The organism is Stenotrophomonas muris (assembly GCF_052751275.1).
On record NZ_CP199879.1, the window covers coordinates 2,286,256 to 2,310,395 of the forward strand.

General features: G+C 68.0%; 21 protein-coding genes and 1 pseudogene. 15 read left to right on the top strand and 7 right to left on the bottom strand.

Going from position 1 to position 24,140, the window contains the following annotated elements; translation table 11 throughout:
• Positions 1–93: 93 nt before the first annotated feature.
• Positions 94–1,785 carry an asparagine synthase B gene (gene asnB / locus ACUVWL_RS10645; RefSeq protein ID WP_014646516.1) on the bottom strand — a complete coding sequence of 564 codons (1,692 nt, stop codon included), beginning with the start codon at positions 1,783–1,785 and terminating at the stop codon, positions 94–96.
• A 338-nt stretch (positions 1,786–2,123) separates the two neighbouring features.
• Between asnB and ACUVWL_RS10650 the strand changes: the two genes are divergently transcribed.
• Positions 2,124–3,002, top strand: coding sequence for a tetratricopeptide repeat protein (locus tag ACUVWL_RS10650; protein ID WP_197604445.1), 879 nt, complete (start codon positions 2,124–2,126; stop codon positions 3,000–3,002).
• A gap of 120 nt (positions 3,003–3,122) precedes the next feature.
• On the opposite strand, the gene dapE is transcribed toward ACUVWL_RS10650, so the two are convergent.
• From dapE to map, 6 genes and pseudogenes are all read right to left on the bottom strand, one after another.
• Positions 3,123–4,250 (bottom strand): succinyl-diaminopimelate desuccinylase, encoded by a 1,128-nt coding sequence (dapE, locus tag ACUVWL_RS10655; protein WP_032956857.1) that lies wholly within the window; start codon positions 4,248–4,250, stop codon positions 3,123–3,125.
• The gene (locus ACUVWL_RS10660; RefSeq protein WP_014646513.1) at positions 4,247–4,618 is read right to left on the bottom strand and encodes an arsenate reductase; all 372 of its coding nucleotides are present in this window, start codon (positions 4,616–4,618) and stop codon (positions 4,247–4,249) included. The genes dapE and ACUVWL_RS10660 overlap by 4 nt, the downstream gene beginning before the upstream one ends.
• Before the next feature lie 31 nt (positions 4,619–4,649).
• Positions 4,650–5,514: pseudogene (locus ACUVWL_RS10665) on the bottom strand (hypothetical protein).
• A 2-nt stretch (positions 5,515–5,516) separates the two neighbouring features.
• Positions 5,517–6,596, bottom strand: a complete 1,080-nt coding sequence (gene dapD, locus ACUVWL_RS10670; RefSeq protein ID WP_014646511.1) for a 2,3,4,5-tetrahydropyridine-2,6-dicarboxylate N-succinyltransferase — start codon at positions 6,594–6,596, stop codon at positions 5,517–5,519.
• On the bottom strand, positions 6,596–9,205 hold the full coding sequence (locus ACUVWL_RS10675; protein ID WP_445978323.1) for a [protein-PII] uridylyltransferase: 2,610 nt from the start codon (positions 9,203–9,205) through the stop codon (positions 6,596–6,598). The genes dapD and ACUVWL_RS10675 overlap by 1 nt, the downstream gene beginning before the upstream one ends.
• 20 nt (positions 9,206–9,225) lie before the next feature.
• Entirely contained in the window at positions 9,226–10,011 is a 786-nt protein-coding gene (map, locus tag ACUVWL_RS10680) for a type I methionyl aminopeptidase (protein WP_049441558.1), read from the bottom strand.
• A 230-nt stretch (positions 10,012–10,241) separates the two neighbouring features.
• On the opposite strand from map, the gene ACUVWL_RS10685 reads away from it, so the two are divergent.
• The 14 genes from ACUVWL_RS10685 to ACUVWL_RS10750 all read left to right on the top strand — a co-directional run bounded on the left by ACUVWL_RS10685 (position 10,242) and on the right by ACUVWL_RS10750 (position 24,123).
• Complete coding sequence (locus ACUVWL_RS10685) at positions 10,242–10,772, top strand: Csu type fimbrial protein (protein ID WP_032956855.1); 531 nt, start codon at positions 10,242–10,244, stop codon at positions 10,770–10,772.
• A complete protein-coding gene (locus ACUVWL_RS10690; RefSeq protein ID WP_049403820.1) occupies positions 10,772–11,521 on the top strand; it encodes a fimbrial biogenesis chaperone in 750 nt (249 codons plus the stop codon). Before ACUVWL_RS10685 ends, ACUVWL_RS10690 begins: the two co-directional genes overlap by 1 nt.
• Positions 11,522–11,528: 7 nt before the next feature.
• Complete coding sequence (locus ACUVWL_RS10695) at positions 11,529–13,898, top strand: fimbria/pilus outer membrane usher protein (RefSeq protein ID WP_111206647.1); 2,370 nt, start codon at positions 11,529–11,531, stop codon at positions 13,896–13,898.
• A complete protein-coding gene (locus ACUVWL_RS10700; protein WP_329889877.1) occupies positions 13,895–14,932 on the top strand; it encodes a Csu type fimbrial protein in 1,038 nt (345 codons plus the stop codon). Before ACUVWL_RS10695 ends, ACUVWL_RS10700 begins: the two co-directional genes overlap by 4 nt.
• A 152-nt stretch (positions 14,933–15,084) precedes the next feature.
• Positions 15,085–15,300: a hypothetical protein gene (locus tag ACUVWL_RS10705; protein ID WP_032956850.1), complete on the top strand. Its 216-nt coding sequence runs from the start codon at positions 15,085–15,087 to the stop codon at positions 15,298–15,300.
• Positions 15,300–15,998 carry a fimbrial biogenesis chaperone gene (locus ACUVWL_RS10710; protein ID WP_014646503.1) on the top strand — a complete coding sequence of 233 codons (699 nt, stop codon included), beginning with the start codon at positions 15,300–15,302 and terminating at the stop codon, positions 15,996–15,998. Before ACUVWL_RS10705 ends, ACUVWL_RS10710 begins: the two co-directional genes overlap by 1 nt.
• A 220-nt stretch (positions 15,999–16,218) precedes the next feature.
• Positions 16,219–17,025 (top strand): 30S ribosomal protein S2, encoded by an 807-nt coding sequence (gene rpsB, locus ACUVWL_RS10715; protein WP_005408748.1) that lies wholly within the window; start codon positions 16,219–16,221, stop codon positions 17,023–17,025.
• Between the two features lie 125 nt (positions 17,026–17,150).
• Entirely contained in the window at positions 17,151–18,026 is an 876-nt protein-coding gene (gene tsf, locus ACUVWL_RS10720) for a translation elongation factor Ts (RefSeq protein ID WP_032956847.1), read from the top strand.
• A 258-nt stretch (positions 18,027–18,284) separates the two neighbouring features.
• On the top strand, positions 18,285–19,823 hold the full coding sequence (locus ACUVWL_RS10725) for a GGDEF domain-containing protein (protein ID WP_046429719.1): 1,539 nt from the start codon (positions 18,285–18,287) through the stop codon (positions 19,821–19,823).
• Between the two features lie 121 nt (positions 19,824–19,944).
• Positions 19,945–20,673 (top strand): UMP kinase, encoded by a 729-nt coding sequence (gene pyrH / locus ACUVWL_RS10730; protein WP_014646500.1) that lies wholly within the window; start codon positions 19,945–19,947, stop codon positions 20,671–20,673.
• A gap of 96 nt (positions 20,674–20,769) precedes the next feature.
• Positions 20,770–21,324, top strand: a complete 555-nt coding sequence (gene frr, locus ACUVWL_RS10735; RefSeq protein WP_014646499.1) for a ribosome recycling factor — start codon at positions 20,770–20,772, stop codon at positions 21,322–21,324.
• A gap of 5 nt (positions 21,325–21,329) precedes the next feature.
• Positions 21,330–22,097, top strand: coding sequence for a polyprenyl diphosphate synthase (uppS, locus tag ACUVWL_RS10740; RefSeq protein ID WP_032956844.1), 768 nt, complete (start codon positions 21,330–21,332; stop codon positions 22,095–22,097).
• Positions 22,094–22,930, top strand: coding sequence for a phosphatidate cytidylyltransferase (locus tag ACUVWL_RS10745; protein WP_445978331.1), 837 nt, complete (start codon positions 22,094–22,096; stop codon positions 22,928–22,930). Before uppS ends, ACUVWL_RS10745 begins: the two co-directional genes overlap by 4 nt.
• 2 nt (positions 22,931–22,932) lie before the next feature.
• Positions 22,933–24,123, top strand: coding sequence for a 1-deoxy-D-xylulose-5-phosphate reductoisomerase (locus ACUVWL_RS10750; protein WP_445978332.1), 1,191 nt, complete (start codon positions 22,933–22,935; stop codon positions 24,121–24,123).
• Positions 24,124–24,140 lie beyond the last annotated feature (17 nt).

The following is a 24,140-nucleotide window of genomic DNA, read 5'->3' on the forward strand; positions in this document are numbered from 1 at the left end:
TGCGCAGGGGGCGATCATACAAAAAGGGGACGGAGGGGATTAAGTCGTTTGTGCCACAAACGACTTAATCCCCTCCGTCCCCTTTTGGGGTGCTTAGGCCAGTGCCTGCTCGTGCACGCCGGCGATCGCGCGACCGGAGGGATCTGCCGCCGCGGCGAAGCTGGCGTCCCAGGCGATGGCCGCGGGCGACGAACAGGCGATCGACTTGCCTCCCGGCACGGTCTCGGCCGCTGCCCGGCTCGGGAAGAACTGCTCGAACAGGTGGCGGTAGTAGTACGCCTCCTTGGTCTGCGGCGGGTTGTGCGGGAAGCGCTTGTCGGCGGCCGCCAGTACACGGTCGCTCACCTGCGCCTCGGCATGTGCCTTCAGCCCATCGATCCAGCCATAGCCCACGCCATCGCTGAACTGTTCCTTCTGCCGCCACAGGATGCTGTCCGGCAGGTAGCCGTCGAACGCCTCGCGCAACACGGCCTTCTCGATACGGCGGCCGCCAAAACCGGCACCGACCATCTTGTGTGCGGCATCGAAGCGCATCGCCACATCGAGGAACTCACGGTCGAGGAACGGCACGCGCGGCTCCACGCCCCAGGCCATCATCGACTTGTTGGCGCGCAGGCAGTCGTAGTTGTGCAGGGCGTCGAGCTTGCGTACCAGCTCGTCGTGGAATTCACGCGCATCCGGTGCCTTGTGGAAGTACAGGTAGCCACCGAAGATCTCGTCGCTGCCCTCGCCGGAGAGCACCATTTTCACGCCCATCGCCTTGATCCGCCGCGCCAGCAGGAACATCGGCGTCGATGCGCGGATGGTGGTGACGTCGTAGGTCTCGATGTGGCGGATCACCTCCGGCAGCGCATCGAGGCCTTCCTCGAACGTGTACTCGAAACCGTGATGCACGGTGCCCAGCGCTTCGGCGGCGATCGCTGCGGCGGCCAGATCGGGCGAGCCCTTCAAGCCGATCGCGAACGAGTGCAGGCGCGGCCACCAGGCTTCGGTCTGTCCCCCATCCTCGATGCGACGACGTGCATAGCGCGCGGCCACCGCCGCCACCAGCGACGAGTCCAGGCCACCGGACAGCAGCACGCCATAAGGCACATCGCTCATCAGCTGGCGCTCCACCGCATGCTCGAACGCCTGGCGCAGTTCAGCCAGATCGGCCTGGCGGCCCTGCACGTCGGCGTAGTCGCGCCACGGTTGCTGGTAGTAGCGCACCAGCTCACCGCTGGCACTGTCGAAATAGTGGCCCGGCGGGAACTGCGCGACATCGGCACAGGTATCGACCAGCGCCTTCATTTCCGAGGCCACGCGCAAGCGCCCCTGGGCATCGTGGCCCCAGTACAGCGGCACCACGCCCACCGGGTCGCGCGCCACCAGCACGCGTCCACTGTCACGGTCCCACAGCGCGAAGGCGAAGATGCCGTTGAGCTGTTCCAGCCACTGCGCCGGCGCGCCGCCCTGGCGGTAGAGCGCGTTGATCACCTCGCAGTCCGAGCCGGTCTGGAAGTCGTAGGTGGTGGTCAGCGCCGCCTTCAACGCCTGGTGGTTGTAGATCTCGCCGTTCACCGCCAGCGCCAGCTGGCCATCGGCCGACAGCAGCGGCTGCGAACCACCGGCCGGATCGACGATGGCCAGCCGTTCATGGACCAGCAGCGCACCTTCGTCGAGGTACACGCCGCTCCAGTCCGGGCCACGGTGGCGCTGGCGTTGCGACAGTTCCAGCGCGTGCCGGCGCAGGGCGGGAAGATCGTCACCGGCCTGCAGGCCGAAGATTCCGAAGATCGAACACATGGGGGAGCTCCTGTTGGGGATTTCACGGGTGGGAAGGTGTTCGACCGGCCATCCAGGCCCGGGCAGGCTGCGCCCGGGCACAAAAAAAACCCGCATCGGCTGATGCGGGTTTTCTGGTGTCCGGGCGTGTGTTGCTGTCTATCTACCCAGGGCGCAGTCCCGCATCGGCCGCGCACGATTATTCGCGCGCAGATTATTGCGGTTGTTGTTATTGACGGCGGTGGCCAGGCGGATCGACATGGCATCGACCCTACCCCGCTTTCCGGCGCAGCGCAACCGTTGCGTTGGCAACCACTCCCCGGCGCGCATAATGGCGCGCCGTGAAACGTGTAATGGAAATGCAACACCGCACTGGACGCAACGTGGCGCTGGCCGCCCTGCTCTGCCTGGGCCTGGTCGCCTGCCAGACCCTGCCCCCACCGTCGCCCCTGCCGCCGGCCCAGCTGCAGGGCCTGGAACAACGCGGCACCGACGGCAGCTTCGAGGGTGCCTTTGACACTGCGCAAACCTTCGAGCGCTTCAACGATCCACGCGCCATCGCCTACTACGAGCGTGCCGCCGCGGTCACACCCTGGACCTTCCACAACACCAAGGCGGAAGAAGCGCTGGGACGGATCTGGATCTCCGGCACGCTGCGGCATGCCGACAGCCCCCACATCAACCCGGCACCGGTGCTGCGCGCGTCCTGGCGACGTGGCGAACGCGCGTATCTGGCGGCCGCCTACCACGGCAATCCCTATGCGTTCTACGAACTCGCCAAGGCCTATCGTCAGCGAGGCGACGCGCAACAGGCGCTGCGCTGGGACCTGCGCGGAATGATCTACGAGCGCTACCCGAGTTCATCGTCACGGCTACCGGATGCGGTGGCCGCACAGGATGGCACCGTGCATCCACTGGTTGCGCAGATCCAGCGCCGCGCCGAGCGTGGCGATGCCGAAGCGCAGGTAGACCTGGGCGCGCTGCTGGAAAAGGGCATGGGACTGCCGCGCGATCCCGCACGTGCGCTGCAGCTGTACCAGCGTGCCGGCGAGAAGGGCAATGTGTTCGGCCAGTACTTCGCCGGACTGCTGCTGGGCCGCGGTGCACCGGGCGTGGAGAAGGACACCGACGCAGCCGCACGCTGGTTCGCCCGGGCCGAGGCGCAGCGCTTCTACATGGCAGCGCCGAGCTACTGGGAAAAAGCGGTCGAGCCGCCGTTCTTCATTTTTTCTGAGTAGAGCCGAGCCACGCTCGGCTGGGCATTCCCTGCAGAAGCAGCCGAGCATGGCTCGGCTCTACAGGAAAGCAATGCCGGCGAAAGGCGTGCCGACCAACGGTCGGCACCCAGCGTCGCAGGTTCACGCCAGCAGCCGCTCCACCAGCCGCTGGTACAGCCCCGGCAATGCCTCCAGATCGGCCACGCGCACGTTCTCGTCCACCTGGTGGATGCTGGCGTTGACCGGCCCCACTTCGATGCACTGCGCGCCCAAGGGCGCGATGAAGCGTGCATCGGAGGTGCCGCCGCCGGTGCTTTCTTCCGGTGCACGGCCGATGTGCTCGGCCAGCACCGCACGCGCGGTGGCACGCAGCGTGCCCTCCGGGGTGTAGAACGGCTCGCCGCTGCGGTGCCACTTCAGCGTGTACTGCAGGCCATACCGTTCCAGCAGCGCGGTGATCTCCGCTTCCAGCTTCGATGCATCCCAGTGCGGGTTGTAGCGGATGTTGAAATCCACCTCGAGCTCGCCGGGAATCACGTTGTTGGCACCGGTACCGGCATGGATGTTGGAGACCTGCAGGCTGGTCGGCGGGAAACTCTCGTAGCCGTCATCCCAGCGCCGCGCACTCAGCTCGGCCAGGGCCGGCGCCGCCTGGTGGATCGGGTTGCGTGCCTTCTCCGGATACGCCACGTGGCCCTGCACGCCCTGCACGCGCAGCTTGGCCGACAGGCTGCCGCGACGCCCCACGCGCAGCAGGTCACCCAGCGTCGCAGTCGAAGACGGCTCGCCGGTGATGCACCAGTCGATGCGCTGGCCGCGTTCGGCGAACAGGCGTGCGACGTGGCGCACGCCATCGATGGCGTCGCCTTCCTCGTCGCTGGTCAGCAGCACCGCCAGCGTGCCGGGATGATCAGGATGCGCGGCAACGAACTGCTCGGCGGCCACCACGAACGCCGCCACGCTGCCCTTCATGTCGGCGGTGCCACGGCCGTACAGCACGCCGTCACGGATCTGCGGCATGAACGGGTCGCTGGCCCAGGCCTCACGCGGGCCCGTCGGCACCACGTCGGTATGGCCCAGCAGCACCAGTACCGGCGCGCCCTGGCCGTGGGTCGCCCACAGGTTGTCGACCTCACCCAGCCGCAGGTGATCGCACTGGAACCCGGCCTGCTTCAGGCGTGCCGCCAGCAGCGCCTGGCAACCGGCATCATCGGGCGTCACCGAGGGCCGCGCGATCAGCTCGCAGGTCAGGTCGAGCACCGCGCTCATGCGTCACCCACGCCGAAGCGGGCCTTGAAGCCGTTGTCGCTGAAGCCCTGGCTGACCGTGCCATCGGCCGTGACCACCAGCGGGCGCTTGATCAGCTGCGGGTACTCGCGCAGCAGCAGCTTCCATTCGGCCTCGGAATCGGCGGCCTTGCGGTTGTCCGGCAGCTGCCGCCAGGTGGTGGAGGACCTGTTGACCATCGCGGCCAGGCCCCCCAGCTGCGCGGCCCACGCCAACAGCATTTCCGGGCTGGGTTTGTTGTCGCGGTAGTCGACGAAGGTGTACGGCACGCCGAAGCGGTCCAGCCACCTGGTCGCCTTCTTGCAGGTATCGCAGTTCTTCAAACCGTAGACAGTGGTGCTCATGGCCATCTGTGATGCTGGAAAACAGACGGCCAGAATCTCACAACAGGCGCTCGGACACGACCCGGAAAGGTACCCTTGGCAGCTGGAAGGCCAGCCCCTCGTGCAGCGCCACGCCCATCGCCTGCAGGCGCGGGCACTGCTGTTCGCCTTCCAGCTGCAGCGGTTGCAGCTGCGCGATGTCCACCGGCAGGGCAATGCGGGTGCTGGCCCAGCGCTGGTCGCAGGTGCGGGCGATGGCCTCGTCCTGGCAGGTCAGCAAGCGCAGCAGGGCCTGGTGGCCGCCGAAGGCCGCCGCCCACCCGGCATCGTCCCAGCCCGCAGCGCCCTGCCACTGCAGGTGCAGCGCCGGCGCACTGCCCTGCCCGCCCTCGATCAGGGTGTACCCACCGCCATCGGCGCGCACCACGTGCGCGAAGCGCACCGACAGATGCGGCTGCATGGCATCGCTGAAAGCGCGCGCCGGCGACGAAGGCCAGCTGGTCCATCACGTTGCGATCAAACAGCACCACCGGCGTCCCGTCCCGATCGTCGTCACGACGCAGGTACCAGCGCCAGTTGCTCTGCCGGGGAGACGGCATCAGCGAGCGCAGCGGCCCGGCCAGCGCGGGCCCGAAGTGGCCGTGCCGGTAGCTGAGGATGGTGTAGGGCGTGCGTCCGGCATGGACCACGTAGTGATGGCCTGGTGGTGGCATCGGCGCTTGGCGTACGTCGACCCACCAGCTCACGTAGACCACGTCGCGCACATCGCTTACCAGCGCCGGCATCGGCCAGCGCCGCGACAGCGCGCGGCGCAGCCGGGTCCAGCGTGGAGCGTGCAGCAGGCGCGGCAGCATCCGCCCGAACAGGGTGTCGGACGGATGCTGGTAGATCGCGGACTGCGCCAGATCCTCCGGCGCCGTCATCTTCAGTCAGCCAGGCCGCGCAGCAGGTCGTTGACGCTGGTCTTGCTGCGGGTCTTGGCATCAACCTGCTTGACGATCACCGCGCAATACAGCGAATGGGTACCGTCCTTGCTCGGCAGCGAGCCGGACACCACCACGCTGTACGGCGGAATGTAGCCGTAGGTGACCTCGCCGGTGGCACGGTTGTAGATGCGGGTGCTCTGGCTGAGGAACACGCCCATGCCGATCACGCTGTGGTGGCCGACCACCACGCCTTCCACCACTTCCGAACGCGCACCGATGAAGCAGTGGTCCTCGATGATGGTCGGGCTGGCCTGCAGCGGCTCCAGCACGCCACCGATGCCGGCGCCGCCGGACAGATGGCAGTGCTGGCCGATCTGCGCGCAGGAACCGACGGTGGCCCAGGTGTCGACCATGGTGCCTTCGCCGACATGGGCGCCGATGTTGGTGAAGCTCGGCATCAGCACCACGTCCTTGCCGAAGTAGGTACCGCGGCGGGCGATCGCGCCCGGCACCACGCGCACGCCACCACGGCGGAACTTCGCTTCGTCATAGCCGGCGAAGCGCGATTCGACCTTGTCCCAGAACGGCGCCGGGCGTGCATCGACCACCGCCATGTCGTTGACGCGGAAATACAGCAGCACGGCTTTCTTCAGCCACTCATTGACCTTCCAGCCGCCCTGGCCGTCCGGCTCGGCGACGCGGAACTCACCGCTCTCCAGGCCGTCGATCACGCGGTTGACCAGCGGCTTGGTCGACCCTTCCAGCTCGTGCAGGGTCAAGGTGGCGCGGCGCTCGAAGGCGCTCTCGATGCCGAACTTGAGTTCTTCCACGCCTGGTGCCGACGGCTTGCGCAGCGACTTGCGGGCGATGGTTTCGGCGCGGACGGCTTCGGCGCTCCTGGCCGGGGCCGGCTTCTTCACAGCACGCTTCACTGCAGCCGTTTTCTTCGCCGGGGCCTTCACCGCAGCGGCCTTCTTCGGCGCAGGAGTCTTCTTCGCGGCCGGTGCGGCAGCAGCGGGTTTCCGGGCCGCTGCGCTCTTGGGGGTCGCGGCGGTCTTCTTGGCGGGCTTGGTGGCCATCAGGCGGGGTCTCCGGCGTTTCGATCAGGGTCCAGGCAGGCCAGCATCGCGTCATGCAGCTGCTGCCGGGCAGGTTCAGTCAGGGGGAGGTCGTGTTCGTCACTGATCACGAAGGTGTCTTCGGCGCGTTCGCCGAACGTGGCAATGCGCGCATCATGCACGCGCAGGCCCTGGTTGCGCAGCACGAACGCCACATCGGCCAGCAGGCCGGGACGGTCGGGTGCGACCAGGGCAAATCGGGTTGCGCCCGGTTCATCGCGGAACTCGATGCGCGGGGCGAAGCGGAAGTGCCGCAGCTGCCGCGGTACCACCCGGCGCGACGGCCGCAGGCGCGACAGGTCACCGCTGAGTGCCTCGCGCAGTGCCGCTTCCAGGTTGGCACTGCTGCCATCGGCAAAGGTGTCGGCCGGGTTCACTTCGAAGGTATCGAAGATGGTGTCGGCCGGACCGTCCAGCACGCGCGCGCGATGGATGCCGTAGCCCTTGCGGTCCAGGGTCATCACGATCGCGGCAAACAGGCCATCACGGTCGGGCGAGTGCACGAACACTTCCAGCGCCGGGTCGTCGACGCTGATCCGGCGCACCTTCACCAGCGCCTGGCCCTGCTTCACCGGCACCAGTGCGGCGGCCTGCCAGGCCAGCTGCTCGGGGCGCAGGCGGATGAAGCCCTCATCCGGCATCACCGCGAACTGGCGGTCGATGGTGGCATCGTCGTAACCCTGCTCGCGCACCAGTGCGCGCACGCTGTCACGTGCCTCGGCCACGCGCTCGGCGGCCGGTACCGGGTGCTCCAGCCCCTCGCGCAGCGCGCGCCGGGTGGCAAAGTACAGATCGGCCAGCAGGCGGTCCTTCCAGGCATTCCACAGTTTCGGGCTGGTGCCGGCGATGTCGGCACAGGTCAGCAGGTACAGGTAATCCAGGCGGTCGCGGCTGCCGACCAGGGTGGCGAAGCGATGGATCACCACCGGATCGGCGATGTCCTGCTTCTGCGCGGTCACCGACATGCGCAGGTGCTGTTCGACCAGCCATGCCACCAGCTCGGTATCGGTGCCACTGAGCGCATGCGCCTGGCAGAACGCGCGCGCGTCCACCGCGCCCAGCTCCGAGTGGTCGCCGCCGCGGCCCTTGGCGATGTCATGGAACAGGCCGGCCAGCAGCAGCAGTTCCGGCTTGCGCAGGCGCGGCCACACTTCGTGCGCGATCGAGAAGCGCTCGTCGGCGCGGCTGCTGGCGAACTGGCCGATGTTGCGCAGGACCATCAGCGTGTGCTGGTCGACCGTATAGACATGGAACAGGTCGAACTGCATGCGCCCGCTGACCTGGGCAAACGCGGGAATCCACTGGCCAAGCACGCCCAGCCGCGCCATGCGCGAAAGCGTATCGACCGGACGCTGGCCGCGCAGCAGGGCCAGGAACTGCTCGCGTGCATCGGCATCGGCCTGGTCATAGGCCGGCAGCAGCGGCAGCGACTCGGCCAGTGCACGCGCAGTGAGCGAATGCAGGCCGCGTACCTGCGGGTTGTTGGCCCAGCTGGAAAACAGGGCGAACACCTGGCCGATGTCGCCGCGCGGCCAGTCGGCCTCGTTGGCGGCCAGATAACCACGGCGCAGGGAAAAACCCACGGTCAGCGGCTCCGGCTGGGCCTCGCCGTCGAACTGTTCCTCGAAGCGCTGCAGCAGCCGGTCGCTGATCCGGCGCACCACCAGCGCGGCGCGGTAGAAGCCCTGCATCATCTTCTCGACGCCGAGGTTCTCGGCATCGTCTTCGAAGCCCAGCCGCGCGGCCAGGGTCTTCTGGTAATCGAAACGCAGGCGCTCTTCCGGACGGCGCGCGACCAGGTGCAGACCGAAGCGCAACCGCGCCAGCACTGCACGTTCGCGCTTCAACGCCGCGGCTTCGTCGGCGCCCAGGTGGCCAAGCCCGACCAGGGCCTCCAGGTCGCGCACGCCGAAGGCACGCAACGCCATCCAGCCCAGCGTATTGAGATCACGCAGGCCGCCGGGGCCATCCTTCAGGTCCGGCTCCAGGTTGTCGGCGGTATCGCCGAAGCGCTGGTGGCGGTTGCGCAGCTCTTCCAGCTTGGCCAGGAAGAAGGCGCGTGCCGGCCACAATTCGCGGTCGTCGATCGCCTCGCGCAGCGCGCGGCGCGCAGCATCATCGGCCAGGATCGGGCGCGCCTCGATCAACGCGGTCAGCACGGTCTGGTCAGCCGCCGCCTCCCGGCACTGCAATGCAGAACGCACCGCATGGCTGACAGCCAATCCGCAGTCCCACAGCAGCGCGAACAGGCGCGCCAATGCCGCCTCGTGCGCCAGTTGTGCCGGCGGATCGCCGAACACCAGCAGGTCGATGTCCGAACGCGGGAACAGTTCACCGCGGCCATAGCCGCCGACCGCGAACAGCGACAGGCCGCTGTCGGCCGGCAGGCAGCGCTGCCAGGCTAGGCGGATCAGATGGTCGGCAGCGCGCGCGCGCAACGCCAGCAGGCGCTCGATGTTGTCGCCCTGGTCGAAGCGGCGGTACAGGCGCGCGTCGGCCTGCTGCAGCGCCTGGCGCGCGGCAGCAGCCCAATCCGGGTCGTTGAGCGACGCGGCCGGCGTGTCCAGCAGCGAACTCGCCGGCAGCATCTTCAGGAAACCTGCGACTCGCCTGGCGACAGGGTCAGCACGTCCACGCCGGTCTCGGTGACCGCGATCATGTGCTCCCACTGCGCCGACAGCTTGCGGTCCTTGGTCACCACGGTCCAGCCATCCGGCAGCACCTTGTTGTAGCGGGTGCCCTCGTTGATCATCGGCTCGATGGTGAAGGTCATGCCGGGCTGCAGCACCAGGCCCTGGCCCGGGCGGCCGTAATGCACCACCTGCGGCTCGTCGTGGTAGACCTTGCCGATGCCGTGGCCGCAGTACTCGCGCACCACGCTGAAACGCTCGCCTTCGGCGTAGCTCTGGATGGCATGGCCGATGTCGCCCAGGGTGGCGCCCGGACGCACCGCACGGATGCCGCGCCACATCGCTTCGTAAGTGGTTTCCACCAGGCGGCGGGCCATCACCGACGGGGTGCCGACGAAGTACATGCGGCTGGTGTCGCCGTGCCAGCCGTCCTTGATGACGGTGACGTCGATATTGATGATGTCGCCATCCTTGAGCACCTTCCCTTCACTGGGGATGCCGTGGCAGATGACATTGTTGACCGAGGTGCACACGGTCTTCGGGAAGCCGCGGTAGCCGACGTTGGCCGGAATGGCACCCTGCACGTTCACGATGTGGTCGTGGCAGATGCGGTCCAGTTCCTCGGTGGTGACACCAGGCTTGACGTGGGGGGTGACGATGTCGAGCACTTCGCTGGCCAGGCGGCCGGCGATGCGCATCATCTCGATTTCCTGCGGGGTTTTCAGATTCACGGTCATGGCACCCATTATCGCCGATCCGGCCGCAATCTGAACGAACGCCGCCCAACTGGCGATCCGGGCCATGCACGATTCCGGCAAGGAAAGTGAAAGCGTGATGGCCTCCGCTCTTGCGCCTGCCTATTTATCACGGATTACAGACACTTACGCCTCCTAAGCTGGACCCACTGTCGTCAAAGCGGCGCCGAACGTGCCGTCTTCGCCTTGTTCAACGGACCTTCGGGTCAGGGAGGTTGTCCATGCGATCCCCAGTTCGATCCCCGCTGACATGGGTCATGGCCGGGCTGCTGCTTTCCAGCCCGGCGTTGGCCGCCGACACCACCACCTTCAACGTCACCCTGGTGGTCACCAAGGCCTGCACCATCACGGCGGCGGCCGCCACCAACGTCGACTTCGGCACGGCGGCCTCGACCACCGCCACGCCCACCCTGGGCCAGGGTACGGTGACCGCGCAGTGCTCGGCACTGACGCCCTACACGATTGCGCTGAACGCGGGCGCCAACGCCGGCACCGCCAACGACGTCACCACCCGGCGCATGAAGAACACCAATGCCGCGGTGACCGCCAACAACTATGTCGGCTACCAGCTCTACCAGGATGCCGCACATACCCTGGTCTGGGGCGCCACAACCGGCACCAATACCCAGGCCGGCATCGGCACTGGCCTGGCCGTGCCCTACATCGTCTATGGCCAGATCCTGAACCTGAGCACCAACAACCCGGCCACCGGTAACTACCTGGATACGGTTACCGCCACGATCACCTATTGATGGAGCACGCCCGCATGGCCGGACCCCGCCCGTGGCGCGCCACCGGCGTGGCGCTGCTCGCCCTGTACCTGCTGGCCCCCGCCGGTGCCGGCGCCACCAGCCTGCAGGTCGCCCCGACCAGCCTGCAGCTGGAAGCCCGCCAGCGTGCCGGCGAGCTGTGGCTGACCAACAGCGGCACCTCACCGGTGACGCTGCAGGTGCGCGTGTTCCGCTGGGTGCAGCAGGACGGCCAGGAACAGCTGCTGCCCACCGACGAAGTGATGGCCACGCCGCCGATGCAGGAACTGGCCGCCGGCCAGCAGCAGCTGGTGCGGGTGATGCGTCCGGACAGCGAGCCACCGCCTGCACAGCGGCACTACCGGCTGATCGTGGACGAGGTACCCGACCTGGCCACCCGTGCCGAGGGCATGCAGTTCGTGCTGCGCTATTCGATCCCGGTGTTCGTGCAGCCTTCGGCCGGCCGCCTGGCCCCCCGGCTGCAGGCGCACCTGGTGAAACTGGCGGACGGCCGCAATGGCGTGGAAGTCGCCAATACGGGCGACAGCTACGCACAGATCGCCGATCTTGCGCTGGGCAGCGCCGCGCGCCCGCGCATTGTCCATCCCGGGCTGCTGGGCTACGTGCTGCCGGGCCAGGTGATGCGCTGGCCGATCGAACGCACGGCGATCGACCGCGACAACGACCAGATCACGGCCAAGCTCAATGGCGAGTCGGAACAGACGCCACTGTCGCCCCCACCGGCTCGCTGAGGCGTTGATGGGCGCGCTGTTGGCGGCCCTGGCTCCCGCGGCGACCGAGGCCGCCGATGTGTCCGGCGTGGCGGCCGTTGATGTATCCGGCGTGTCGGCCGATGCCATCCTGCCTCCCCCGACCCCGCTGACCGCCAGCCAGGCGCTGTACCTGGATGTGTCGCTCAACAGCACCCCGCGCGGCCTGCTGCCATTCACCGAGAACCGCGGCCGGCTGCAGGCCAGCCCTGAAGTGCTGCGCCAGCTTGGCTTCAACGCCAGCGGCGATGCGCCGGTCTACCTGGACCAGATCAGCGGTGCGGTGGTGCGCTATGACGCGCACATGCAGACCCTGGCACTGGACGTGCCGCTGGACCAGCTCATCCTGCCCACCACCGTGCTCAGCCGCCCGCAGACGCGCGCGCCCACCGGCAACGCCTCGCCCGGCGCGCTGCTCAACTACGACGTCTACGGCAGCCGGGTGGACACGCTCAGCAACCTCAGCCTGAGCGCGGAGCTGCGCGTGTTCGGTATCGGCAACGGCACCTTCGAAAACACCGCCATCAGCCGCCGCTACCAGCAACCCGGCGACCGCCATTGGCGCGGCGAGAGCGTGCGCCTGGACACACGCTGGAGCCTGGATTTCCCGGACAGTGCAACCACGCTGGAGGTCGGTGACTTCTACAGCGGCTTCGTCGACTGGACCCGCCCGGTTCGCCTGGGCGGCCTGCAGATCGGCCGCAACTACGGCCTGCAGCCCTACCGTGTGCTCACGCCCACGCCGAGCTTCCTCGGCCAGGCGGTGGTGCCCTCCACGGTCGAGCTGTATGTCGATGGCCTGCGCCAGTACAGCGGCCAGGTGCCGGTCGGGCCCTTCCAGCTGGCGGCGCAGCCCGGCATCAGCGGCACCGGTAACGCGCAGGTGGTGGTGACCGATGCGTTCGGCCGCATGCAGACGCTGGATTTCAGTTTCTATGGCACCCAGCAGCTGCTGGCCAGGGGCCTTTCGGACTGGTCGGCCGGCGTCGGCCACCTGCGCGAGGACTTTGGCCAGCGCTCCTTCGCCTATGACGATCGCACGGTGGCCAGTGCCAGCTGGCGCGGCGGTGTCACCGACACGTTCACCGGCGAGGCGCATGCCGAAGGCGGCGGCGGCCTGGCCCAGGCCGGTGTCGGTGGCTGGTGGCTGCTCGGCGCCGCTGGCGTGTTCAATGCCGCCTATGCGCACAGCGGCTACCACGGCCTGCAGGGTGGGCAATGGGCACTGGGCTACAGCTGGAACAACCGTCGCTTCAACGTCAATCTGCGCAGCGTACGCAGCCATGGCGATTACCGCGACCTCGGCGCGCTGCAGGGCAACCTGCCGCCGAGTATCAGCGAGCAGGCCACGCTCGGCCTGGACCTGCTGCGGCTGGGCACGCTCAGCGCCAGCTATCTGCGCCTGCGCTACCCGGATGGAGACGACAACCGCTATGCCAGCCTGTTCTGGTCACGTACCTGGAGCCAGCGCTGGTCGGCCTATCTTTCGGTAAACCAGAACCTGGACCGCAGCGACGACCGCAGCATCTACCTGTCGGTGACTGCCAGCCTGGGCAACAACCGCCAGGCCAGCCTTTCGAGCCAGCGCAACGGCGACAGCCAGAGCTGGGTGGCGGACGTGACCCAGCCAGTGCCGGGCGATGGCAGCGCCGGCGGCGTCGGCTGGCGCGCGCAGCTGCGCCACGGCGAGGACGGCAACGGCGGCCTGGCCGAGGTCGGCATCCTCAACGATGTCGGTCGCTACTCGTTCGGCGCCTCGCGCCAGGGTGGACTCAACTATGCCTACGCCAGCGCCAGCGGCAGCCTGGTGTGGATGGGCGGGCACACCTTCGCCACGCGCGAGGTGTCCGATGCGTTCGCGGTGATCAGCACCAATGGGGTGGGCGGCGTCCCGGTGCGGCTGGAGAACCGCCTGATCGGCGTCACCGATGATCGCGGCCTGCTGCTGGTCAGTCCGTTGCTGTCCTGGCAGCGCAACCGGGTCTCGATCGACACCCTGGACCTGCCCGAAGACATGCGCGCCGACCGCATCGAGGACTGGGTGACCCCGCGCCAGCGCGCCGGCACCCGCGTGACCTTCCAGCTGCGCTCGCGGCCGTCACTGAGCCTGACCCTGCTGGCAATGGACGGCCAGCCTCTGGAGGTCGGCAGCGAGGTGCGGTTGCCCGATGGCCGCCAGGCCACGGTCGGCTACGACGGCCTGCTCTATCTGGAAGACGTTGCCGCCGGCAGCGTGCTGTACGTCACCACCAGCCGCGGCCCCTGCCGCGTGAAAGTGCCGGACCTGCCCAAGGTGGTGGCGTCCGGCGCACGGCCGAAGCCGGCGCCGCAGCAGTGCATCCCGGAGGTGGCGCCATGAGGGTGCTGCTGCTCGTCCTGCTGCTCTGGGCCGGCCTGCTGGCAGCGGCGCCCGCCGGTGCCACCGCGGTCTGCACGGCGGTCGCCAATCCGACCCTGCCGTTCGGCAACATCAACAGCAATGCACCCGGCCCGAGTACGGCCAACCTCAACATAACGGTGACCTGCACCACCGCCGCGCTGAGCCTGCTGGCCACCACCGGCGTGCGCGTCTGCGTGGGCATCGGCGCAGGCAGTGGCGGCGGCAGCAGTTCCACCTTCCGCACGATGGCCACCTCCAGCAGTGACACCCTGAATTTCCAGCTGTACAACAACGCCAGCTTCGGCCAGGTCACCGGACTGGTGCCGCGCGGCACGCCACCTGCGCAGGAACTGACCATGACCTACAACGTGCCGCTGGTGACGGGCGGCAGCGGTGCGCAGTCCATACAGCTGTTCGGGCAGATCCCGGCCAACCAGATCCTGGCCTCCGGCGCGTACAGCAGCACCTTCAGCGGGGCCAACGTGGTCCTGACCTGGGCCTGGAACGAAGTCCTGCTCGGTACCGCCACCGTGCCCGCCACCTGCAATGGCGGCGCCACCGGCACCAACAGCGCCAGTGCAGCCTTCAGCTTCACCGCCACCGCCAACGTGCTGCCGCAATGTGGCAGCTACGTCACCACCACCATGGACTTCGGCAACGTCGCCGGCGGCATTCCGGCCAACATCGACCGGACCGCCACCCTCACCCTGACCTGCCTGAAGAACACTGCCTTCCAGGTCGGCCTCGACAACGGCCAGAACAATCCCACTGCCACCACCACCCGGCGCATGGCCACCACCCTCGGCGGAAGCACCTATTACCTCGCCTACGAGCTCTACCGGGACTCGGCGCGGAGCCTGCGCTGGGGCAATACCCTGACCGTCGACACGGCCAGCGGCACCGGTACCGGCAGCGCGCAGCAGCTGACCATCCATGGCCGGGTGCCGCCGGTCAGTGGCCAGCCGCCGGCCGGCACCTACAACGACCTGGTGACGGTGACGATCACCTACTGACCGGCGTGCCGACCAACGGTCGGCACCCACCGGACGAAGGCCGTGCCGAGCGCCGGCTCGGCGCTACAGTTCCGGCACATCCCGCCGATACCGCGCAGCAAGTCTTTCAGCATGGTGGATGGCAGGTGGTTCGCACATTCCTGATCGGGGCGATGCTGGTCGCCAGCCTGCCGGCATGGGCCGAACCCAGCAGCCCCCTGCAGATCCGGCTGACCGTGGTTGAATCCTGCAGCGACGATGGCGGCGGCATCCGCTGCCCGGCACCGCACCAGCGCAGTGACGCACCCCAGGCGCCGCGCCAGGTCCGCGAGCTCGCACCACCGGCGACGGACGGGAACGCAACACCCTCCGTGACCCTCATCTACTGATGCGCGCGTTGCTGATCCTGCTGGCACTGCTGCTGGCACTGCCTGCCGCAGCGCTGGAGCTGTTGCCGACCACCCTGCAGCTGCCGGCCCAGGGCGGCAGCGCCGAACTGTGGTTGCACAACCCCGGGCCCGGCCGCTGGCAGGGCCAGGTGCAGGTGCTGGCGTGGGATCAGCAGCTGGACGCCGAACGACTGCACCCCAGCGACCAGATCCGGGTCAGCCCGGCGCGGCTGGACCTGGCCCCCGGCAGCACCCAGCGCGTCTGGCTGTTGCCGGGCGATCCGGCAGCGGCGGCCGCTGAACAGGCCTATCGGGTCGTACTGGCACCGACGTTGCCGGGGTTGCCGCGCTATTCGCTGCCGCTGTTCCGCGGCCCAGCGGGGCCAGCACTGCAGGCCCGGCTGCTGGGCCGCGTCGAGGCCCACGGGTCTCTGGCCGTACTGCGACTCAGCAATGCCGGTACCCTGCACGGCCGCCTGCACGATCTGCGCTTCATCACGGCGGACGGCCAGGCAACGCTGCTGACGGCTGGCCTGGCCGGCTACATTCTGGCGGGCCATGAACGCCGCTGGCCCCTGCCTGCCCGCGCCGATGGCTATGCAGGCGGCCGCTTCCAGGCACGCCTGCAGGACGGCCGCGAGGTCGATCTGGCCGCAACTGACCCTGCAATTGCAGCAAGCGCCCCCAGCGGGCTATAATCGACCGGATTCCTGCCGCCAGCGTGCGCGCGAACCCGTCCACACCGGACGTCACCGGTGAATCCACACCTGCTGCCCCCATCCGTGCCGGGGTGCTCCGCAAGGAGTTCGGCCACGGAGGCAACAGGGAAGCCCAACCCCGGAACCGATCGCGCTTCCACGCGTCCCGCATACCTATCCCCGCGGGCGGAATCGCTGGTTCCATATCAGGAGTATTGCAATGCCCCAGGTCACCATGCGTCAGATGCTGGAAGCCGGCGTCCACTTCGGCCACCAGACCCGCTACTGGAACCCGAAGATGGCGCCGTACATCTTCGGCGCCCGCGGCAAGATCCACATCATCAACCTGGAAAAGACCGTCCCGCTGTTCAACGATGCGATGAACTTCATCTCGTCGGTTGCCCAGAAGCGCGGCACCGTCCTGTTCCTGGGCACCAAGCGCAGCGCCCGCGAAACCATCAAGGAAGAAGCCGAGCGTTGCGGCATGCCGTTCATGAACCAGCGTTGGCTGGGCGGCACCCTGACCAACTTCCGTACCGTCAAGCAGTCGGTTGCCCGCCTGAAGGAACTGGAAGCCGGTGAAACCGACGGCACCTTCGAGAAGCTGGTCAAGCACGAAGTGCTGGGCCTGCGTCGCGAGCGCGACAAGCTGGAAGCCTCGCTGGGCGGCATCAAGGACATGAACCGCCTGCCGGACGCCATCTTCGTGATCGACATCGGCCACGAAGACATCGCGATCAAGGAAGCCAAGAAGCTGGGCATCCCGGTCATCGCCGTGGTCGACACCAACTACAACCCGGAACTGGTTGATTACGCCATCCCGGGCAACGACGACGCCATCCGCGCTGTGCAGTTGTACGCCCGCGCCGCTGCCGACGCCGTGCTGGAAGGCAAGGCGGCTGCCCCGCACGCCGCTTCGGTGCGCGAGGAAGAATTCGCTGAAGCCGCTGCTGAAGGCGAAGAGAAGCCGGCCCGCCGCGCTCCGGCCAAGAAGGCTGCCAAGAAGGGCGACGACGCCCAGGCCTGATCCAGGCCCCGGGTGGACGCCCGGCGTCCACCCTCCCTGCACGCAGCCATCGGCGCGTGACAGGACCGTGTCACACGGGCCGGCCACCATGCCGGCCCAACCCCTTTCTTTCGTGAGGTAATCCCGTGGAAATCACTGCTTCCCTGGTCAAGGAACTGCGCGAGCGCACCGGCGCCGGCATGATGGAATGCAAGAAGGCGCTTACCGAAGCCAACGGCGACATCAACGCCGCTGCTGAAGCCATGCGCAAGTCCGGCGCCGCCAAGGCCGACAAGAAGGCTGACCGCGTGGCCGCCGAAGGCCGCCTGGGCCTGGCCCAGGACGGCGGCAAGGCCGTGCTGGTCGAAGTCAACTCGGAAACCGACTTCGTCGCCAACGATGACAACTTCAAGTCCTTCGTCAACGCCGTCGCCGCTGCTGCCCTGGCATCGGGCGCCAACGACGTCGAAGCCGTGAAGGCCGCCACGCTGGCCGACGGCCGTACCGTCGAGGAAGCCCGCGCCACCGCCGTGCAGACCCTGGGTGAGAACATCCAGATCCGCCGCATGGTCAAGGTCGACACCACCGGCAACATCGGCGCCTACGTCCACACCAACGGCAAGGTCGGCGTGCTGGTCGACCTGATCGGCGGCGACGTCGAGCTGGCCCGTGGCCTGGCCATGCACGTGGCCGCGCTGAAGCCGCCGCACAACAAGGCTGCGGACGTCCCGGCCGAGTTCGTCGAGAAGGAAAAGGAAATCGAGCTGGCCAAGATGACCGATAAGGACAAGGCCAAGCCGGCCGACATCCTGGAAAAGATCATCAGCGGCAAGATCAACAAGATCGTCAGCGACGTGACCCTGTACGGCCAGACCTACGTGCTGGGCGACACCACCGTCGAGCAGGTGGTCAAGGCCGCCGGCGCCGACGTGGCAGGCTTCAAGCTGCTGATCGTCGGCGAAGGCATCGAGAAGGTGGTGGAAGACTACGCCGCCGAAGTTGCCAAGGCGATGCAGGTCTGATTCCAGCCTTCCGGCTGTGAAGCGACCAGAAGGAGCCGCGGGAAACCGCGGCTCTTTTTTTATGCATGGGCCCAGGGATCAACCCATGGCCCAGCGGTGGATGCGCACCGTTGGTGCGCACAACCGGCACCTTTGCGTTGCGCGCGAATCAAGCCGATACTCGGCGCAGGGAATCCACAGTCATTTAGCAGGAACGAAAATCGCGGACTGTGATGCATTCCTAGGTATTCTTGTCCTAATGGAATTGAACGACCCGACATGCCTCCCGAGCTGACAGCTGCCCTGGCGCTCTGCCGCAACCTGCCTTCGCCACCCGGTATTGCCCTGCGCATCATCGAACTGGCCCAGGACCCGGAAGCGGACATCGCCACCGCTGCCGACATCATCGCCATCGACATGGCGCTGAGCGCTCGCATGCTGCGCATCGCCAATTCGCCGCTGTACGCCAGCCGCCGCCGGATCGAGAACCTCGGCCAGGCGCTGACCATGCTGGGCCTGAACGCCACGATCAGCCTCGCCCTCGGCTTCACTGTCACCCAGGGCCTGACCGGCGGCACCGGCGCCGACCACGACCTGCGCCAGCGCGCCTGGAAGCGCAGCATCCTCAGCGCCCTGGCTGCCAGCCAGCTGGGCCAGGCGCGCGGCCTGCGCCGGCTGGAAGAACTGATGCTGGCCGGCCTGCTGCAGGACCTGGGCGTACTGTGCCTGGCCCAGGCCGAGTCGGAGCGCTACCTGCCGCTGCTGCGCGAGGCACGCGACAACATCGACCTGGTCGCCCGCGAACGCGAGGAACTGGGCTGCAGCCATGCCGAGGTCGGCGCGTGGGTGGCCGAGCAATGGGGCCTGCCCCGCTACCTGGTGGAGAGCATCAGCCACAGCGAGGACGAGGACGCCGCCGAATCGCCGTTCCAGGCCTGCGTGCAGCTGTCCGGCGCGGTGGCCGACATCTGGCTGGACAGCGACGCCGACGCCGCGCGTGAGCGCGCCCTGCAGCAGGTGCACGACCGCCTGGAGCTGGACAGCGCGCGCTTCGACCAGGTCCTCGCCCGCATCAGTGAAGCCCTGCCCGACATCGCCAGCCTGTTTGATGCCGGCCTCAATTCCCCGGCGCGGGTGCGCGAGCTGATCGATCACGCGCAGGAGCTGGCCACGCTGCGCAACCTGCGCGAACTGCAGGACGCCGACCAGGCACGACGCCGCGCCGACGAGTTCGAGGCGCGCGCCAAGCGCCTCGCCGACCAGGCCCATCGTGACGCGTTGACCGGCGTGCTCAACCGCCGCCAGCTGGAAGCGGTGCTGGAGCAGGAATTCCTGCGCGCCGGCCGCCAGGGCTGGCCATTGTCGGTGGCCTTCATCGACCTGGACGACTTCAAGAAGATCAACGACGCCCACGGCCACCTGACCGGCGACGAGGTACTGCGCGCCTTCGCCGGCAAGCTGCAGGGCCAGCTGCGCAACAGTGACACCGTCGCCCGCTTCGGCGGCGAGGAATTCGTCGCGCTGCTGCCAAACACCAGCGAAAGCGTGGCCCTGGACGTGATCCGCCGGGTGCTGGCCAATATCGTCGCCACGCCGATGGCCGAGCTGGAGGGCGGGCCGCTGTTCGTCACCTTCTCCGCCGGCGTGGCCACCCAGGGTGGCTACGAGCGCTTCGCCGACGTGCAGGACCTGCTGCGCGCAGCCGACGACGTGCTGTACCGCTCCAAGAACCTGGGCCGCAACCGGGTGATCGCCCGCTCGCCAGGTGCCCTCGGCCACGACGAGCTGTCGGCCACCGCTGGCGCCGAGCTGGGCTGAACGGGAAGCCCCGTTTGACCGGGGCGAACGACCGGATTCTGCGCCGCAGTGCACAAAACACTTTGGCACGACGCCGCATGCGCGTAGAATCGCCCGCGATTTCCACGCACCCGAGGTCCTCATGTCCAAGCTCGCCTATCGCCGCATCCTTCTGAAACTGTCCGGGGAGGCGCTGATGGGAGACGAGGACTACGGCATCGACCCGAAGGTCATCAATCGCCTGGCCCGCGAGGTCATCGAAGCCCAGCAGGCCGGTGCCGAAGTGGCGCTGGTGATCGGGGGCGGCAACATCTTCCGCGGCGCCGGCCTGGCCGCCGGCGGCATGGACCGGGTCACCGGCGACCAGATGGGCATGCTGGCCACGGTCATCAACGCCCTGGCCATGCAGGATGCCCTCGAGAAGCTGGGCGCCAAGGCCCGCGTGATGAGCGCGATCAAGATCAACGACGTGTGCGAGGACTACATCCGCCGCCGCGCCATCCGCCACCTGGAAAAGGGCCGCCTGGTGATCTTCGCCGCCGGCGTCGGCAGCCCGTTCTTCACCACCGATTCCGGCGCCGCCCTGCGCGCGATCGAGATCGGCGCCGATCTGCTGCTGAAGGCCACCAAGGTCGATGGCGTGTACGACAAGGACCCGAACAAGCACAGCGATGCGGTCCGCTTCGACAGCCTGAGCTACGACGAAGTGATCCGCCGCGGCCTGGAAGTGATGGACACGGCGGCCTTCGCATTGGCCCGCGACAGCGACCTGCCGATGCGCGTGTTCGACATGGGCCAGCCGGGCGAGCTGCTGAAGATCCTCAACGGCGCGAACATCGGCACCCTGGTCCAGGGCCGCGACCCGGCCTGAGCCTGAGCGCAAAGCGGCGATCGGGCCGATTCAGGCCCGGCAGCGTCCCGTATTCGCCTATAATCGCCCGATTCCAGATACATCCAGGACCGGGCGATGCTCAACGACATCAAGAACAACGCGCAGACGCGCATGGCCAAGAGCATCGACGCTCTGAAGCACACCCTCACCTCCATCCGGACCGGGCGTGCCACGCCTGCCCTGCTGGACCGCGTGACGGTCAGTGCCTATGGCAACGCCAGCACCCCGCTGAACCAGGTTGCCTCGATCTCCAACGCCGACGCGCACTCGCTGCTGGTCACGCCGTTCGACAAGGGCATGATCAAGGAGATCGAAAAGGGGCTCTACAACGCCGAGTTCACCCCGAACACCCTCGGCACCGCGATCCGCATCAACATGCCGCCGCCGACCGAAGAGCGCCGCAAGGAGCTGGCCAAGCAGGTGCAGAAGGAAGGTGAAGGCGCCAAGATCGCGATCCGCAACATCCGTCAGGACGCGAACAAGGAAATCGCCAAGCTGGTCAAGGACAAGGCGATCAGCGAAGACGAGAAGAAGCGCGGCGAAGACGACATCCAGAAGCTGACCGACGCCAACATCAAGGACGTCGACAAGGTCGTCGCCGACAAGGAAAAAGAACTGCTGTCGGTCTGAAGTCGATGCCTTCAGCCCCGCCTCCGTTACCGGCCGCCCTGCCCCGCCACATTGCCATCATCATGGATGGCAATGGGCGCTGGGCACAGCAGCGCCGTCGCCCCCGCGTGATCGGCCACCGTGCCGGCGCGCGCGCGGTCAACCGCACCATCGAGCGCTGCCTTGAACTGGGCATTCCGGCGCTGACCCTGTTCGCCTTCTCCAGCGAGAACTGGGGCCGGCCGCAGGAGGAAGTGGATGCGTTGATGAAGCTGTTCCTCGGCGCGCTCGACCGCGAGGTGGACGAGCTGCACCGGCGCGGCGTGCGCGTACGCTTCATCGGCGAACGCGAGCGCTTCGGTGCCGGGCTGGTCAGCCGCATGCAGCTGGCCGAACAGCGCACCGCCGACAACACCACCCTGACCCTGTCGATCGCGGCCAGCTATGGCGGCCGCCAGGACATCGCCCGCGCCGCGCGCGCCCTGGCCGTCGAAGTGGCGGCCGGTCGCCTGTTGCCCGAGCAGATCGACGAATCGCTGCTGGGCAGCCAGGTCGCCCTTGCCGACCTGCCGCCGCCGGACCTGTTCATCCGCACCGGCGGCGACACCCGCATCAGCAACTTCCTGCTGTGGCAGCTGGCCTACACCGAGCTGTGGTTCACCGAGGCCCTGTGGCCGGACTTCGATGCCGGGCAGCTGCAGCAGGCGCTGGACGCCTATGCCGGCCGCGAGCGTCGTTTCGGCCTGACCAGCGCCCAGATTGCCGCACTGGCCACCGAGACTTCCAGCCCATGACCAAGACCCGAGTCCTCGCCGCGCTGATCATGGCGCCGGTTGCCATTGCGGCGATCCTGCTGCTGCCCACGCAATGGCTGGCCGCCGCCGCCGCTGCGGTGCTGCTGATCGGCCTGTGGGAATGGCTGAAGCTGGCCGGTATCGAAGACACCCTGGCACGCACCGTACTTCTGGTGCTGAACCTGCTGCTGATGGTGCTGCTGGTCTGGGCCGATGGCAGTACGCTGGTGCTGTTCCAGATAACCACGCTGGCCGGCGTTGCCTGGTGGCTGGCCGCGCTGGTCTGGCTGCGCTTCTTCAATTTCGGTGCACAGCCGTCGGCGCCCTCGCGCATCCTGAAGATGCTGGCCGGCACGCTTGCCATCGTGCCCGCCTGGGCCGCGCTGGTGCTGATCCATGCCGGTGGCGATCCGCCGGGCCAGCAGGGCCACCTGTGGCTGCTGGCTGCACTGGCACTGGTGTGGGCGGCCGACTCGGGCGCCTACTTCGCCGGCCGCCATTTCGGCAAGCACAAGCTGGCCCCGCGGATCAGCCCCAACAAGACCTGGGAAGGCCTGTTCGGCGGCCTGCTGGCCGGTGTCGCCGTGGCCGTCGGCCTGGGCTGGCTGGCCGGGATCGATACCGCACACCTGCCGGGCCTGCTGATCACCGCGGTCGTGGCCGTGTTCGCCTCGGTGCTGGGTGACCTGTTCGAGAGCCTCATCAAGCGCCACGCGGGCGCCAAGGATTCGGGCCACCTGATCCCGGGCCATGGCGGCGTGCTCGACCGGGTCGACGGCGTCCTCGCCGCCGTCCCGGTGTTCGCGCTGGGCAAGGAAATCTTCGGGTTCTGACCATGAATGCTGCTGCAGACCTGCGTCGGGTCGCCGTATTCGGCGCCACCGGCTCGATCGGTACCTCCACGCTGGACGTGATCGCCCGCCACCCGCAGCGCTACCAGGCGACCGTGCTCGCCGCCGGACGCCAGGTGCAGGGGCTGCTGGCGTTGTGCCGCCAGCACAAACCCGCGCACGCGGTGATCGCCGACGAATCGCTGTTTGCCGAACTGCGTGACGGCCTGCGCGACGCCGGACTGGCCACCGAAGCCCATGCCGGCCATGCCGCGCTGGACCAGCTGGCCGCCAGCGACGCCTGCGATACCGTGGTCGCGGCCATCGTCGGCGCTGCCGGCCTGTCCTCGACCCTGGCCGCGGCCGCCGCCGGCAAGCGCATCCTGCTGGCCAACAAGGAATCGCTGGTGCTGGCCGGCGAACTGCTGACCCGTACCGCCGAACGTGCCGGCGCCGAAATCATCCCGATCGACAGCGAACACAGCGCGATCTTCCAGTGCCTGCGCTCGCGCGACGCCAGCGTCGACGGCGCCGGCGTGCGCCGGATCCTGCTGACCGCCTCCGGCGGCCCGTTCCGTGGCCGCAGCCGCGCCGAACTGGCCCAGGTCACCCCGGCCCAGGCCGTTGCCCACCCGAAGTGGTCGATGGGACCGAAGATCTCGGTCGATTCGGCGACGTTGATGAACAAGGGCCTGGAAGTCATTGAGGCCCACCACCTGTTCGGCGTGCCCGGTGAACGCATCGAAGTGCTGGTGCACCCGCAGAGCCTGGTCCATTCGCTGGTCGAGTTCGTCGACGGCTCGACCCTGGCGCAGATGGGCCTGCCGGACATGCGCACCACCCTCGCCGTTGGCCTGGGCTGGCCACAGCGCATCGAATCGGGCGTGGCCGGGCTGGACCTGCTGGCCCAGGGCCGGCTGGATTTCGAGGCCCCGGACACCGACGCCTTCCCCTGCCTGGCCCTGGCCTGGCAGGCCATGCAGGCCGGCGGCACCGCACCGGCGGTGCTGAATGCTGCCAACGAGGAGGCGGTTTCAGCGTTTCTTCAGGGCCGGATCGGTTTCCTGACGATCCCGGCGCTGGTTGCTAACGCTCTTTCAACACTGCCGACGCAAGCAGCCGATACACTGGAGGTCCTGTTGTCCGCCGACCAGCGGGCACGCCAGCTCACCCTGAACGCCATCGACGCCGCCTGAACGACCGCCTCGCCCAG

Bases quoted from the DNA above. Each gene is read 5' to 3' on its own strand.
- asnB (WP_014646516.1), bottom strand. From the start codon at position 1,785: ATGTGTTCGATCTTCGGAATCTTCGGCCTGCAGGCCGGTGACGATCTT.
- uppS (WP_032956844.1), top strand. From the start codon at position 21,330: ATGCCTTCAGCCCCGCCTCCGTTACCGGCCGCCCTGCCCCGCCACATT.
- dapE (WP_032956857.1), bottom strand. From the start codon at position 4,250: ATGAGCGCGGTGCTCGACCTGACCTGCGAGCTGATCGCGCGGCCCTCG.
- ACUVWL_RS10750 (WP_445978332.1), top strand. From the start codon at position 22,933: ATGAATGCTGCTGCAGACCTGCGTCGGGTCGCCGTATTCGGCGCCACC.
- ACUVWL_RS10695 (WP_111206647.1), top strand. From the start codon at position 11,529: ATGGGCGCGCTGTTGGCGGCCCTGGCTCCCGCGGCGACCGAGGCCGCC.
- ACUVWL_RS10650 (WP_197604445.1), top strand. From the start codon at position 2,124: ATGCAACACCGCACTGGACGCAACGTGGCGCTGGCCGCCCTGCTCTGC.
- ACUVWL_RS10725 (WP_046429719.1), top strand. From the start codon at position 18,285: ATGCCTCCCGAGCTGACAGCTGCCCTGGCGCTCTGCCGCAACCTGCCT.
- ACUVWL_RS10745 (WP_445978331.1), top strand. From the start codon at position 22,094: ATGACCAAGACCCGAGTCCTCGCCGCGCTGATCATGGCGCCGGTTGCC.
- ACUVWL_RS10710 (WP_014646503.1), top strand. From the start codon at position 15,300: ATGCGCGCGTTGCTGATCCTGCTGGCACTGCTGCTGGCACTGCCTGCC.
- frr (WP_014646499.1), top strand. From the start codon at position 20,770: ATGCTCAACGACATCAAGAACAACGCGCAGACGCGCATGGCCAAGAGC.
- ACUVWL_RS10700 (WP_329889877.1), top strand. From the start codon at position 13,895: ATGAGGGTGCTGCTGCTCGTCCTGCTGCTCTGGGCCGGCCTGCTGGCA.
- ACUVWL_RS10705 (WP_032956850.1), top strand. From the start codon at position 15,085: ATGCTGGTCGCCAGCCTGCCGGCATGGGCCGAACCCAGCAGCCCCCTG.
- pyrH (WP_014646500.1), top strand. From the start codon at position 19,945: ATGTCCAAGCTCGCCTATCGCCGCATCCTTCTGAAACTGTCCGGGGAG.
- ACUVWL_RS10660 (WP_014646513.1), bottom strand. From the start codon at position 4,618: ATGGCCATGAGCACCACTGTCTACGGTTTGAAGAACTGCGATACCTGC.
- map (WP_049441558.1), bottom strand. From the start codon at position 10,011: ATGGGTGCCATGACCGTGAATCTGAAAACCCCGCAGGAAATCGAGATG.
- ACUVWL_RS10685 (WP_032956855.1), top strand. From the start codon at position 10,242: ATGCGATCCCCAGTTCGATCCCCGCTGACATGGGTCATGGCCGGGCTG.
- rpsB (WP_005408748.1), top strand. From the start codon at position 16,219: ATGCCCCAGGTCACCATGCGTCAGATGCTGGAAGCCGGCGTCCACTTC.
- dapD (WP_014646511.1), bottom strand. From the start codon at position 6,596: ATGGCCACCAAGCCCGCCAAGAAGACCGCCGCGACCCCCAAGAGCGCA.
- ACUVWL_RS10690 (WP_049403820.1), top strand. From the start codon at position 10,772: ATGGAGCACGCCCGCATGGCCGGACCCCGCCCGTGGCGCGCCACCGGC.